Below are 14170 nucleotides of genomic sequence, written 5' to 3'. Positions count from 1 at the left end.
GATGAAAAGTGAGCTTTTCTACAAAAATCCAAAGACACTGCTTAATAAAGGAACGGGGTATCTTTGTGGTTACACTCATTCTTTGAATCCCTATACGGGTTGTTCTTTTGGCTGTTCATACTGCTATGTCCGTCAAATGCCGGTTTCGCTTTTCCGAAAGGGTGAATGGGGGACATGGGTTGATATCAAGTTGGAAGCAGCCGCTTTATTGCGTAAGGAACTTCAGAAAGCTAAGGCCAAAGGGAAGGTAACTATTTTTATGTCATCGAGTACAGACCCTTATCAGTCAATCGAGTATAAAGAGAGGGTGACGAGATCTTTACTCGAAGTGATGGTGGAAGACCCGCCTGATTTTTTATTTGTGCAGACGAGGAGTCCGCTCGTCCGTAGAGATATAGACTTATTGCTTCTCTTAAAGAATAGAGTTCGGGTAAGCATAACCGTAGAAACGGACTTAGAAGAGATAAGAAAACAATTTACGCCGGATGCCCCGTCGATTAACGCGAGATTAAAGACACTTCAGTTATTAAGAGAAGCAGGAGTACCGACTCAGGCAACGATTGCCCCGGTTTTGCCTAGCAGTGAGGCCTTTCCGGAAAAACTAAGGTTATTGGTCAGCCGTGTCTGTGTGGATGATTATTATATGGGAGACGGCAGCGGCGGTAAACGGACCAGGAAGTTAGGGATGAAATCATTGTATGAGAAATTGGGTTTGGAAGAATGGTATGAACCTTCAGCCTATCGGATTGTTTTTGATAGACTCAACCACGTTTTTTCTGCAGATCAGCTTTTTTTGAGTCAGGAGGGTTTCGAGCCATAATGGAAAAAAACAACTCCGATGGTTCGATAAGGGGTTACTTCAGAGGTGTGTAATCGATCTAGTATTTAAAAATTTTGCAGATATTTGCATAGCGAATTTTAAGCTTATTCGGACAGGATAAATTGGAAATAGGCTGTGGCAGTCCGAATGCAAGGCTTATTCGGTCAGAACAAAAGCTCCCGGTCACATCATATAACTTGTTTTATTTTATAACCGTTTAAAAGTAAAACGGTCAAGATTAGGGTGATTTCTTAAAACAACAGTCAATCCCAAAATAGCTTTTTAAAGAAAAAAGGGCTTGGAGAAAACTTAGAGGCATTCTTTAAGTGTATTTTACTGCATTTTCTTTGGAGAATTGTTTGTGATTAGTGGTAAAGATTTCATCCGCGATTTACATTTTTGCACTTCACAAAAGTAAACCTGTGATTCGACATTGTTTTTTCATGTTGGAAAGAAAAATGTCTTTATTATAAAGGGATCGAGGCATATTTAATCAAACGTTTGATTAGTGTTTTTTAAAAGGAAAACAGGTCGAAAAATGGCAGATGAACCTATTATAAGACGTGTTAAGTGATTATTGGTATTGTCATAATTCCAGTTGTTTTATTTCCTTCGCAGGGTTCTCAACGAGAAGGCTCGGACACTACGGTCGGGCTTTTTTTGTCGTTTAGGAAACTATAAATTAATTTGGTGTGGATAACTTGAAAAAGTTATCTGAATCCAGCTCCATAAGGAAAGCTTCGGCAGCATTAGCATCGCACGAAGAAAAAGCGATAGCTTTTTCGAGGAGCGCCCAGCGGCTAGTGGACTTCGCTCTTCTCCCCACGATAAGTCAACATCGAATCGCTAACGCTCTCCGTGTTTCCTTTATCTCAGTCGAAGCGCTCCAGTCCTGTCGTGCGCTAACCGGGCGCTTGCGCCTTTTGTTCTAACACTTAAAATTTTTTCAGATCGATTTGTAGGGTTTTGTAGGGTTATGTAATTTTGCTTATAAACTTAGTTAAGTATTCATTAATATAAATTGAAATAAATTGAAAGCGTTTAACAAGGGGGATACACATGAAAAAATTTGGATTAGCTGCGCAAATTTTTATTGCACTTATATTAGGTATAGTGGTTGGAGCTGCTGTTTACGGGAACAAAACAGCAATTGCCTACATCACGCCAATCGGTGACATTTTCATTCATTTAATTAAAATGATTGTTATGCCGATTGTAATAGCCGCACTTGTAGTGGCGGTGGCGGGTGTAGGTGATATAAAAAAGTTAGGAAAGCTTGGCGGCAAGACGATTCTTTATTTTGAAATCATTACAACGATTGCGCTGGGGATTGGATTGCTGGCTGCAAACGTGTTCCACCCAGGTTCTGGTGTAGATATGAGCCATCTGGCAAAAGGAGATATCTCATCATACGAACAAACAGCAAGCGCTACACAAAACAAAGGCTTTGCGGAAACAATCGTTCACATCGTTCCAAAAAATGTGTTTGAATCAATGGTGCAAGGGGATCTATTGCCTATTATTTTCTTCAGTGTTCTATTCGGCCTAGGGGTCGCGGCAATCGGGGACAAAGGAAAGCCGGTGCTTCATTTCTTTGAAGGTGTATTAGAAGCAATGTTTTGGGTAACAAATCAAGTAATGAAGGCTGCTCCTTTTGGAGTATTCGCTCTTATTGCGGTGACGGTTGCCCATTTCGGAGTGAGCACATTACTTCCGCTTGGAAAGCTTGTATTGGCTGTGTATGTAACTGTAATGTTTTTCGCTATTGTGATTTTAGGTATAAACGCGAAAATGACAGGAACAAATATTTTTACGCTTATTAAGATTTTAAAGGAAGAACTTATCCTTTCTTTTACAACTGCGAGTTCTGAGGCAGTGCTCCCGAACATCATGAAAAAAATGGAGCAATTCGGATGTCCGAAGGCAATTGTTTCTTTCGTCATTCCGACAGGATATACATTCAATTTGACGGGATCAGCAATTTATCAGGCGCTTGCTTCGCTGTTTGTTGCGCAAATGTATAACGTACACATGTCGTTGATGCAGCAAATTACATTGTTATTTGTACTTATGATGACTTCAAAAGGCATGGCAGGCGTCCCGGGTGCATCGTTCGTTGTTGTGCTGGCGACACTGGGTTCTATGGGATTGCCATTAGAGGGAATCGCTTTGATTGCCGGCATCGACCGTATTTTGGATATGATTCGCTCCGCAGTGAACGTATTAGGAAACTCATTGGCTGCCATCTCAGTGGCGAAATGGGAGGGCGAATTTGATAGAGACAAGGCGCAGCACTATATGGATTCTGTTAAAGAATCAAATGTTGCATAAGAGATATGAGGAGAATGAAATGAGAGTAACATGAATGCGAATGAGGTCATTGCCAATCGTGCGCTTGATTTGATCGGAAAAAAAGAGGAGACTACTTTCATATTAGTCCGAACAGCCATGTGAATATGGCACAGTCTACAAATGATTACTTTTTTTAATTACAAAAATAGTTATTAAAGTTACAAAATCTATATTAGAACTTACAAAGAAAGTAAAATGAGAAAAAAGACAAGAGTGCAATTTTAAAAATCTTAGAAACAAGTGGAAACGCTTACGTATCTGGGGTAAATGAGAAAACCACACAAAGAGGAGAGATACTGAATGACAACTTTACGGGACGAAGCATTAAAGATGCATAAAAAATATCAAGGAAAGTTAGGTGTCTTTTCTAAGGTTCCAGTAAATAATGGCAAGGATTTAAGCCTTGCGTATTCTCCGGGTGTAGCTGAACCTTGCTTGGACATTCATGAGGACGAAAGTAAAGTATATGATTACACCATGAAGGGGAATCTCGTTGCCGTTGTTTCAAACGGAACGGCTGTACTTGGGCTTGGAAATATCGGCCCGAGTGCTGCCATGCCGGTTATGGAAGGAAAAGCAGTGTTATTCAAATCCTTCGCAGATGTAGATGCATTCCCGATTTGTTTAGATACAACTGACCCGGATAAAATCGTGGAGGTTGTAAAGTTATTAGAACCGACCTTTGGAGGAGTGAATTTAGAAGATATCGCAGCTCCTCAATGCTTTGAAATCGAAGATCGTTTACGAAAAGCTTGTGATATCCCGATTTTCCATGATGATCAACACGGTACAGCTATTGTAACTGCAGCGGGGTTAATCAACGCTCTTAAACTGGCGAATAAAAAAATTGAAGATATTCGCGTCGTGGCAAACGGTGCCGGTGCTGCAGGCGTGGCGATTGTCAAACTCTTGCTTAAAATGGGAGTAAATGATGTCATTTTATGTGATACAAAAGGAATCATTTATGAAGACCGTCCTGTTGGAATGAATAGATTTAAAGAGGAAATGGCTCGAATTACAAATAAAGAACATAAAAAGGGAACTTTAGCAGATGCTCTTGCAGGAGCGGATGTGTTTGTTGGGGTTTCTGCTGCAGGTGCCGTTACAGAAGAAATGGTTCGTTCGATGAATCCTGATCCGATTATCTTTGCCATGGCCAATCCGGTACCGGAGATTATGCCGGAAGAGGCAATCAAAGCAGGAGCACTAGTAGTAGGTACAGGGCGTTCAGATTTTCCGAATCAGGTCAATAACGTACTTGCATTCCCTGGTATTTTTCGTGGTGCTCTGGATGTTCATGCGAAAGAAATCAATGAGGAAATGAAGCTTGCTGCTGTTTATGCTATTGCCGGTTTAATTTCTGATAACGAGCTTCATACTAATTATGTTATTCCCGATCCATTTGACCCTAGAGTTGCAGCTCACGTAGCAGTAGCAGTGGCTAACGCTGCGATGAAAACAGGTGTTGCACGAAAATATATCAATACAGATGAAATCAAAGTACGTCTAATAACATCAGTAGAAGAAAAAAAGCCTGTTCATGTGTAAATCAGGCACCTAAATAAATCCAATAGAAATAAGGGACACTAAGACTGCAAAGCGCTTCTTTTTTAAAGCTTCGCAGTCTTTTCATATTTAACCGGAAGAGCTTTGGAGATGATTTTCTCCAACCCTGGTCTTTCTTATAATACGGAGGAGAAAATGAAAAAAGGAAGATGGAGTTTACAGTCAATCATTATTATTTTTGTTTGTCTTGTTGTAGCTGTTTCACTTCTCATAACAGATTTACTTATCAGTAAAAGGGTAGCAGTAAGTGTCGAGGATACTCAGGCAGAAAAAGCGAAAAATGTTGCTAGAATGGTGGCTCGTAGTCCTCTTGTCATTGAAGCCATGAGCGGTAAACGGAGTGATAAGGAAATCCAGCCGTTTGCAAATGAAATTAGAGAGGTTACAAATGTTAATTTTGTTGTTGTAATGGATATGAAGGGGATACGCAAATCCCATCCGGATATTAATAAAGTAGGGAAGCATTTTATTGGCGGAGATGAAGGTCCTGTTCTAAAAGGAAAAGAACATGTATCCTACTCAAAAGGGACCTTGGGAACTTCATTACGTTCGTTTACACCCATTAAAGATCCGGAAGGAAAACAGATAGGGGCAGTCGCAGTCGGGATATCTCTGGATAATGTAGAAAAGGCTGTCAATAAGAGCAGAATGGGTATTTATATAGGTACATTAATTGGCATTTTAATCGGTGTTCTTGGAGCAATTGTTTTAGCCAGGTATATTAAAAAAATCTTACATGGGTTGGAACCTGTTGCCATTGCCAGTCTTTTTGAGGAGCGAAGCGCCATGCTGCAATCGGTGCGTGAGGGCATAGTTGCAGTTGACCGGGAGTCTAGGATTACCCTTGTCAATCGAGCTGCCTTAAGGTTGTTTCAAAAGGCAGGATTAAGTGAAAAGCCTATTGGGTTACATATAGGGGAGTATATGCCTACAACTCGCTTAAGCAAAGTTTTAAAAACAGGCAAAGCAGAATTGGATGAAGAACAGAATTTAAATGGGATTACCATTTTAGTAAATCGGGTTCCTGTAATAGTAGGCAATAAAACAGTGGGAGCCATTGCTACATTTCGCGATAAAACAGAAATCCAGTTACTGGCGGAACAACTGACAGGAGTACGTATTTACGCAGACACGCTTCGTGCACAGGCGCATGAGTTTATGAATAAGCTTCATGTCATTCTGGGAATGGCGCATATGGGGTATTATGAAAAATTAGTAGAGTTTATTAATGATACGGTAAACCATCGAAAAAACGAAATTGGTTTCGTTACAAAAAAAATACAGGACCCGGTGTTAGCGGGTTTTCTTATTGGGAAACTAAGTTATGCAAGGGAATCCGGAGTAGAGTTATATGTATCCTGTGACCATCCGTTGCCACAGCCTGAAGATTCCGATATCACCCATGAGTTAATCACGATTGTTGGTAATTTGATTGATAACGCAGTCGAGGCTGTAACCAATTGTTCTGTCAAGAAAATTGACGTAAAATTCGAGTATGGAGATGAAATTCTGACAATTGAGGTAAAAGATACAGGAACCGGGATGAGTGAAGATCAGCAAAATAAAGTTTTTCAAAAAGGGTTTTCAACAAAAGGGGAAAATAGAGGTTTAGGGTTATATTTAATTTCGCAAGCGATTGAAAAATTGGAAGGAGAATTAATTATTTCATCTAAGTCCGGGAAGGGAACTTTGTTTGCTGTGTATTTACCATATAAAGCGGAGGAGGAGAGCGATGATCCGAGTAATGATAGTGGAGGATGATCCAATGGTAGCGGGATTTAATAAAAGCTATCTTGCAAAGGTGAATGGATTTCAGCTGATTGCGATGGCCCGTACAGTAGATGAAGCCATTAAGATCATTGAACAGCAGGAAATCGATCTCATACTATTGGATATTTTTATGCCGGGGAAACATGGACTTGAGTTGTTAACCTACCTGCGGACAAATGAGAAAGAAACGGACGTTATTATTATTTCAGCAGCATCAGACATGGATAGGATAAAAAAAGCATTAAGATACGGAGCGGTTGATTATTTAATTAAGCCATTTGAATTTGAACGGTTTAACACGGCGTTAGCTGCTTACCAAGAGAAAACAAGGTTTATTCAAAAACAACAAGTGATTAATCAGGAAGAGCTTGACAGTCAAATTTTACGAAGAGAAGAAAAAACAATTCTAGAGGAGCTTCCAAAGGGATTAACAAAAGATACATTAAAAAAAATCTGGGAAGTCATTCAGGAAATGAAGGAAGCCCCGTTTTCAACAGAAGAGGTTGTAAAAGAAGTCGGAATTTCAAGAGTATCCACCCGAAAGTATTTAAATTTTTTAAAAGATATTGGGATCCTTGAAGTGAAGGTGATTTATGGGACGGTTGGAAGACCTGTTTACAATCATGAATTTAATAAATATAAAGAACATCTTATCAAAAATTTTTTGTAAGCAGTTTAGCACACTGCTTGCTTTTTTTAATTACAAAAATAATTATTAAATTTACATAAACTGTGAAAGCGGTTTATTAAATATTATGATGATGTTATAAAGGATGGGGGTTATACCACTGCCACTTTATTTAGTTATAGCGATTAAAGAAAGGATATAAACTGATGATTCTCAAAGCATTAAGAAAAAATCGGTTAATTACAATTATTTATTACAAAAAAGGTTTGTTACAAACATGTAAGGGCTGCGTTAGTAATCTTAATCTTACTGAACAAATTCTTTCTTTAAAGGATGAACAACAACAGACCTTCTCCATTAGTCTATCTAGTATTAAAGAGATTTATTAATCTTTTTTGTAAATGATTAAAAGGTAATACGGTAAGAGGCGGTTAAATATAATTTGCTAAAAAAGTAAAGACATAGATTTTTAAAATAATAATCAAAAAATCGTTTAGTTTATCTTCAAAATGGTAAGATTTAAAGAAGATAAATAAAAAGCGAGGTCCCGGGATGACTATTTACATTGCTCTTTTACGCGGCATTAATGTCGGAGGACATAAAAGGATTAAAATGGCAGATTTAAAGCAGCTCCTTGAAACAATCGGTTTACGTAATGTGAAAACATATATCCAAAGTGGGAATGTTTTGTTTGAATCGGAAGCAGAAACTGATCAGCTGCGTCAGCGGATGGAGGAAGAAATTAATAAGAATTTTGGTTTCCCTGTACCTGTTATTTTAAGAACGGCGCAGGAATTTGAACGGATTTTTAAAAGCTGCCCTTTCCCTACAGAATCATTACCTCAAGGAGAGAGTGTGAACGTAGCATTTTTATCAGGGGTACCTTCAGAAGAAGGAATCGAATATTTGAGCACTGTTGAAAGTAATAGGGATGAATATAAAATCGAAGGTAAGGATGTGTATCTATATTTTGGTCAAAGCATCCTTGATTCCAAGCTGGCGACCCAACTGCCAAAGTTAGGTGTCCAAGCAACAGTCCGAAATTGGAAAACAGTAACGAAGCTTGCTGCAATGGTTGAGGCGATGAACGCTTAATTGAATTTAATGGAAAAACGCTCGGACAATCCGAGCGTTTTTTTTCTTATGAGGCATTATTTAGTAACCGGACGCTTTCGTCAAATTCGTTTTCGATTTCTGCGTTCTTTTTGTAAGTAACTAAGCTCACAATAACAGAGACGATAAAGTTAAGGACGAAACCAGGAACGATTTCATAAAGTGTGTCACCAAGACCAACATTTTTCCAAACGATAACGGTAACCGCTCCAACGATCATACCAAAAAGGGCGCCCCAGTTGTTCATTTTCTTCCAGAATAGACTTAAAAGAATAACCGGACCGAAGGAAGCTCCGAATCCTGCCCATGCGTATGCAACAAGGCTTAAGATAGTGCTGTTTTGCTTAAATGCAAGGGCTGAAGCTACAACAGCGACGAGTAGGACGGCCATTCTTCCTAAGAAAACAAGCTGTTTATCATTGGCATTTTTGTTCATGACCACTTTGTATAAATCTTCTACCAGTGCACTTGATGTTACGATTAACTGGGAAGAAATTGTACTCATAATTGCTGCTAGGATAGCAGCCAGGGCAAATCCGGCAAATAACGGATGGAAAAAGATCTGACTTAAGGAAATAAAGACTGCTTCAGGATTTTTTAGTGTGTGCTCTGCATTATTATGGAAATATGCCAGACCAATAAGACCGGTAAAGATGGTGCCAATTAAAGAGATGATCATCCAGCTCATTCCAATACGGCGGGCACTTTTTGTTTCTTTAATTGTTTTTATGGCCATAAAGCGTACAACGATGTGCGGCTGTCCGAAGTATCCCAGCCCCCATGCCATTGCGGAGATAATTCCAATAAAGGTTGTTCCTTTAAATAAGTCGAGTCTTGAGGGATCAATCGCACGAATGGTATCAAACGTATGAGTTGGTCCTCCTGTAATGAAAATACCGATAGCCGGAACAAAAAATAAGGCAAGAAGCATCATTAACCCTTGAATAAAGTCTGTATAACTTACAGCTAAAAAGCCGCCAAACAAGGTGTAGGCAACAACAACGCCGCCGACAATATAAAGGCCGGTATGGTAGCTGGTTCCGAAAGAACTTTCAAAAAATACTGCTCCTGAAACCATCCCCGAAGAAACATAGAAAGTAAAAAATAAAAGAATAACAATACCGGAAACAATACGGAGTAGTTTTGTTTTGTCCTTAAAACGGTTTTCAAGATAGCTTGGAATTGTAATAGAATCATTTGCCACTTGAGTATAGGAACGTAATCGCGGTGCAACCAGCAACCAGTTGAGATAGGCGCCAATCGTTAAACCAATGGCAATCCAAGCATCTGCCAAACCGGTTACATAAATCCCGCCGGGCAATCCCATCAAAAGCCAGCCGCTCATGTCAGCAGCACCGGCACTCAAAGCAGTTACTGCAGGACCTAGAGATCTGCCGCCAAGCATGTAGTCCGTGAGATTGCTAGTTTTTCGATAAGAATACCAACCGATGAAAAGCATAGCAGCTAAGTAAATCCCAATCGAAATCATCTGTAATGTTTCATTAGACATGCATGTTCCCCCTTTGTTATTTCTTGAAAAAATTCAAAATAATATTTTCTATATATAAAATATTCTATCAACTAATTAATACTATTTCTAGTGTATATTTATTAGTTTTTTAAAATAATAAAAAGTGATGACGAAATAACATTAACAGGCCTTGGTAGGCTGTTACATTTGTTAGTTATCTTTGAAACGATTATCATAAGAAGAAAATGGAAGGAGTGTTTGAAGATGGGATTAAATGAATGGTTTCAAAAAGGACTAACAGCAGAAGAGTACATAAACTCGATGACGAAAAATAAAGAAGAGATGCTTACCATATTTGAAGGGTTTACATTAAAGGATGAGGACAGTAACAGATTGGAGTCTTTAAGACCAAAAGAATTGCGGGCAATTGTATTAACAGAGGATTGGTGCGGGGATGCCTTGCTTAACAACCCGATTTTGCTACGGGTTGCAGAAGCAGCCGGAATTGATGTTCGTTTCGTGTTACGTGACCAAAATCTTGAGTTAATGGACCAATATTTAACGAACGGTACGTCAAGAGCGATTCCTATTTTTATTTTTATCGATCAAGAAGGAAATGAAATTGGAGTATGGGGGCCGAGGGCACCTGAACTGCAGGCGCTTGTGGAAAAGAGACGAGCTGCCTTGCCTGATAAAGATGCTGCAGATTTTCAGGAGAAGCAAATGGAAATGTATACGCATCTAGTGGCTTCTTACCAGAAAGATGGGTCCATTTGGAAAATTGTTGCCAAAAGCCTTATCGCCACTCTTTTAAAATAAATGGGAAACCCTGACAGCTATTGCTCCCAGGGTTTTTTTTACATTTTAAAGCCGCTTTTTGGAGGGATGCGGTTCTTGTTTAAATTTTTATCGTTGATTTTTGGTTCAATTCCAAGGATGAAGTTGCGGATGTTGGAACGGTGGAGAAAAATTAAAAATAATGAAAAGAAGAAAAAGATCAGTTCTGATTCCAGCTTCGGTGAAAGAAAGGAATAGGTAAAAATGCTAAGGCCGACAGAAAGAGAGCCTAAAAACACATACTTTGTTAAAAAAATCACCAAAAAGAAGGTAATAAACGTGATGAGGAACAAGGGGAAATTGGCAATTATTAAAGCGCCGGCCGTTGTGGCGATTGCTTTTCCTCCTCTAAATCCTGCAAAGATTGGAAAGCAATGACCTAAAACTGCGGTAAACCCAAAGTATACTGGTTCGAAGTCAAGGTTGAAGCAGATAGGCAGATAGGTAGCAGCAATTCCTTTTCCAACGTCTACAAGCAGAACAAACAATGCTGCTTTTTTTCCAAGAACCACTAAGGTATTGGTTGCCCCTGGATTTTTACTGCCATGGTCGCGAATATCGACTCCGTAGACCAGCTTGCCCACAATTAGGGCAGTAGGAATGCTTCCAATCAAGTAGGAAGCGATAAGTAACAACCAAAACATAATAACCATTCCTTTGTTAAATATACTAGCTTATTAATAGCATTTTACAATATATAAGTGGTATTATTTTGTTGAAATCTCAATTTTTGGATAATTAAAGGAGCATAAACATGAAACCAATTGATTTTGGTCAAGTTGCTTATAGCTATGCGAAGTCAAGAGATGATATACCAGTAAATTTAATGGATGGTCTGTTTATTCGAAATATAAATTTTGCCGGAAAAAAGGTCGTTGATATCGGTGCCGGGGCAGGTGCGTTAACAAGGAAACTAGCCTTGAGAAAAGCGGATGTTGTCGGTGTTGAACCTTCATCAGAATTAATGGAACAAGCAAAAGACCTAAACCGAAGGAAAAATTTCACAATCCCATTTTTGCAGGGAAGTGCTGAGGATACAGGTTTGCCGGATTCAGAATATGATTTTGTAACGGTCATGAGGGCATGGCACCGGTTCGATCGCGAGAAAGCCATTCAAGAAGTGAAAAGAATTTTGAAAGCAAAAGGGACGTTAATCGTCATTGACTCAGGTTTCCTAACTGGTTCTGCGGCCGTTGAAAAGACTTTTGAGGTTTTACCGAAATATGTAGAAGGCGGTTTGAAACCGGCTGGTTCAATGGCAGAGTATAAGCATTGTATCAACGGGTTCCCTGTTGAATGGTTTGAACAGTGGAAACAGAACGGATTTGAATTAAGAGATTTTTACAGGCTAAATTATTCGGTCAGTTTTACAAAACAGGAATGGGTAGAACGAGTTAAATCAATTTCGTGGCTATCCGGTCTAAGTGAAGAGGTTCAGAAAAAGGCTCTTGAGGAACTATTTCGAGCATTACCCGAGCAAGAACCATATTTGATACCGCATGACTGCAATGTTTGTATTTTGAGATTAGTAGAATAACAATGCTGAACTGGTTATAATGAATGGTGAAAGAGGGCAGAAAGTGTCCTCTTTCACATTTTATAAAGTTTTCTAATGTAGAGGATGATCATTTTGACTAAAAGTTTGAAAATACAACAGCCTAATATTCCCCAAGGTTTAACTCCGATGAATTTTAACGATAGGGAAGAAGATTATATTTATGCTTCGATCATAAGTGATTGTACTATAATTGGTGAGGATATTGAAAAGCTTCGCTTTGAGGAGGTAATATTTAAAAATGTTACCTTTATCGATGTTTCTTTTAGATATCTTCAATTAACGGATTGTCTCTTTGAACGGTGCGACCTGTCAAATGCAAACTTAAATGATGCGATTATCCATCGCGCTGTGTTTAAAGAATCAAAACTATTAGGATTGAATCTTGCAGATGCTACCGTTCGTAATGTATTGTTTGAGCAGTGTAACATGAATTTAGGCGCATTTGGGTATGCTGATTTGAAGCAAGTTAGTTTTGATTCTTGCTCCCTCCGAAATGTTGATTATTATGAAGCTAAGCTTGATAAAGTGGATTTTAAAAATTGTGATATAAATGAGGTGAATTTTACTGGGACCTCATTAAAGGGAATTGATCTCAGCAGCTGCACATTTAGCAGTCTTAATGCATCTATTGATAGCTTGGCAGGATGTACAGTTTCCTCGGAACAGGCAATAGGATTTGCAAAGCTATTGGGGTTAACCATTAAAGAATAACGTGCGAGCCGTATCGCGCGTTTTTTTGGGGGGTAAAAAAATTTGGCTCGTTTTTTTGGCAAAAAAATAAAAAATTGTTATGATAATAGACGGAAGTTAAAGGAAAGAATAGTATTTATGGCTTAGCAGAATGTTTGTAAGGTATGATATTCATTGGTAGAATATAGAAACAGCAAAACCAATAGTTGATTTCAAATAATAGGATGATGAAATGATGAAGAGAGCAAGACTAATATACAATCCTACATCAGGACGGGAAATTCTTAAGCGCAATTTACCCGAGATTCTTGAAAAGTTGGAGAGGGCCGGATATGAGGCATCGTGTCACGCCACAACCGGAGCAGGAGATGCGATTCAGGCAGCAAAGATTGCAGTTGAGCGTCAGTATGATGTTGTCATTGCAGCAGGCGGGGACGGAACGATTCATGAAGTGGTTAACGGTCTGGCAGAACAGGAGTATCGGCCCAAATTGGGAATCATCCCTGCTGGTACAACGAATGATTTTGCCCGTGCACTGCAAATTCCCAGGGATATTGGAACCGCTGTTGATATTATAACAAAAGGGGATATGATTCCCGTTGATATCGGAAAAATAAATGATAAATACTTTATTAATATTGCCGGCGGAGGCAGAATTACAGAACTTACATATGAAGTACCAAGCAAATTAAAAACAATGCTTGGCCAACTGGCGTACTATTTAAAAGGAATGGAAATGCTTCCTTCTATTAAACCATCAGAAGTGACGATTGAATATGACGGGAAGCTTTTTGAAGGCGAAGCAATGCTGTTTCTTGTAGGATTAACTAATTCAATTGGCGGATTTGAAAAGCTTGCTCCGGATGCTTCGATTAATGATGGATTATTTTCATTGCTAATTTTGAAAAAAATTAATCTTGCTGAGTTTATCCGAATTGCCACTTTAGCCGTTCGAGGAGAGCATGTAAATGATCCGAATGTTATTTACACCCAGGCAAATCGTATTAAGGTGCACTCCCGAGAAACAGTGCAGCTTAATTTGGATGGTGAATTTGGCGGATTGCTTCCATCTGAGTTTGAAAACCTGTACCGCCATTTAGAGGTATTCGTACCAATTGATGATATTCGCCCGCTTGACCGGCCAACTGATTGGGTGCCGGGAATGAGATATAGTTAACGAAAAGTTCGTTCCAAATGGGGCGGACTTTTTTAAAGGAAAAAACGTAGCCTGTCTAGAAATTTAAATAAGGACAATTATATAAACAGGATAGTTAGAGGTATAGCTGCTTACAAAAAAGGCTTTAAGATTGTTGTTCAGTTGCTTTTTAAACCAAAAAGATTATAAGTGGCCTTGTGACATTTTGA

Annotated in this window: 13 protein-coding genes and 1 pseudogene; 12 read left to right on the top strand and 2 right to left on the bottom strand. The window is 39.0% G+C overall.

Annotated features, from left to right (window positions below):
• Position 1 precedes the first annotated feature (1 nt).
• The 8 genes and pseudogenes from AC3ANV_RS25615 (at position 2) to AC3ANV_RS25580 (ending at position 8231) form a co-directional block, all read left to right on the top strand.
• A complete protein-coding gene (locus AC3ANV_RS25615; protein WP_488311392.1) occupies positions 2 to 820 on the top strand; it encodes an SPL family radical SAM protein in 819 nt (272 codons plus the stop codon).
• Positions 821 to 1879: 1059 nt separating this feature from the next.
• On the top strand, positions 1880 to 3151 hold the full coding sequence (locus tag AC3ANV_RS25610) for a cation:dicarboxylate symporter family transporter (RefSeq protein ID WP_488311391.1): 1272 nt from the start codon (positions 1880 to 1882) through the stop codon (positions 3149 to 3151).
• 27 nt (positions 3152 to 3178) lie between these two features.
• A pseudogene (locus AC3ANV_RS25605) lies at positions 3179 to 3303 on the top strand (hypothetical protein); the annotation flags it as partial.
• 169 nt (positions 3304 to 3472) lie between these two features.
• Positions 3473 to 4720, top strand: a complete 1248-nt coding sequence (ystJ, locus tag AC3ANV_RS25600) for an NADP-dependent malic enzyme (RefSeq protein WP_488311390.1) — start codon at positions 3473 to 3475, stop codon at positions 4718 to 4720.
• 153 nt (positions 4721 to 4873) lie between these two features.
• A complete protein-coding gene (gene dcuS, locus AC3ANV_RS25595) occupies positions 4874 to 6499 on the top strand; it encodes a DcuS/MalK family sensor histidine kinase (protein WP_488311389.1) in 1626 nt (541 codons plus the stop codon).
• A complete protein-coding gene (locus AC3ANV_RS25590; RefSeq protein WP_488311388.1) occupies positions 6471 to 7178 on the top strand; it encodes a response regulator in 708 nt (235 codons plus the stop codon). The genes dcuS and AC3ANV_RS25590 overlap by 29 nt, the downstream gene beginning before the upstream one ends.
• A gap of 164 nt (positions 7179 to 7342) precedes the next feature.
• Entirely contained in the window at positions 7343 to 7525 is a 183-nt protein-coding gene (locus AC3ANV_RS25585) for a YolD-like family protein (protein ID WP_488311387.1), read from the top strand.
• A gap of 163 nt (positions 7526 to 7688) precedes the next feature.
• Entirely contained in the window at positions 7689 to 8231 is a 543-nt protein-coding gene (locus AC3ANV_RS25580; RefSeq protein ID WP_488311386.1) for a DUF1697 domain-containing protein, read from the top strand.
• 46 nt (positions 8232 to 8277) lie between these two features.
• Here AC3ANV_RS25580 and putP read toward each other — a convergent pair whose 3' ends face one another.
• Positions 8278 to 9759, bottom strand: a complete 1482-nt coding sequence (putP, locus tag AC3ANV_RS25575; protein ID WP_488311385.1) for a sodium/proline symporter PutP — start codon at positions 9757 to 9759, stop codon at positions 8278 to 8280.
• Between the two features lie 225 nt (positions 9760 to 9984).
• On the opposite strand from putP, the gene AC3ANV_RS25570 reads away from it, so the two are divergent.
• On the top strand, positions 9985 to 10539 hold the full coding sequence (locus AC3ANV_RS25570) for a thioredoxin family protein (RefSeq protein ID WP_488311384.1): 555 nt from the start codon (positions 9985 to 9987) through the stop codon (positions 10537 to 10539).
• A gap of 38 nt (positions 10540 to 10577) precedes the next feature.
• Here the strand turns inward: AC3ANV_RS25570 and plsY are convergent, their stop codons facing one another.
• Complete coding sequence (plsY, locus tag AC3ANV_RS25565) at positions 10578 to 11201, bottom strand: glycerol-3-phosphate 1-O-acyltransferase PlsY (RefSeq protein ID WP_488311383.1); 624 nt, start codon at positions 11199 to 11201, stop codon at positions 10578 to 10580.
• 110 nt (positions 11202 to 11311) lie between these two features.
• Here plsY and AC3ANV_RS25560 point away from each other — a divergent pair, with 110 nt between their 5' ends.
• The 3 genes from AC3ANV_RS25560 (at position 11312) to AC3ANV_RS25550 (ending at position 13982) form a co-directional block, all read left to right on the top strand.
• Positions 11312 to 12094 carry a class I SAM-dependent methyltransferase gene (locus tag AC3ANV_RS25560; protein WP_488311382.1) on the top strand — a complete coding sequence of 261 codons (783 nt, stop codon included), beginning with the start codon at positions 11312 to 11314 and terminating at the stop codon, positions 12092 to 12094.
• Positions 12095 to 12187: 93 nt separating this feature from the next.
• Positions 12188 to 12826 (top strand): pentapeptide repeat-containing protein, encoded by a 639-nt coding sequence (locus AC3ANV_RS25555; protein WP_488311381.1) that lies wholly within the window; start codon positions 12188 to 12190, stop codon positions 12824 to 12826.
• A gap of 214 nt (positions 12827 to 13040) precedes the next feature.
• The gene (locus tag AC3ANV_RS25550) at positions 13041 to 13982 is read left to right on the top strand and encodes a diacylglycerol kinase (protein ID WP_488314338.1); all 942 of its coding nucleotides are present in this window, start codon (positions 13041 to 13043) and stop codon (positions 13980 to 13982) included.
• Positions 13983 to 14170 lie beyond the last annotated feature (188 nt).

The sequence above is a fragment of the Neobacillus sp. DFD-2R genome (assembly GCF_057747865.1).
The sequence above is the reverse complement of the archived record's forward strand: the minus strand, read 5'-3'. Positions and strand labels throughout refer to the sequence as shown.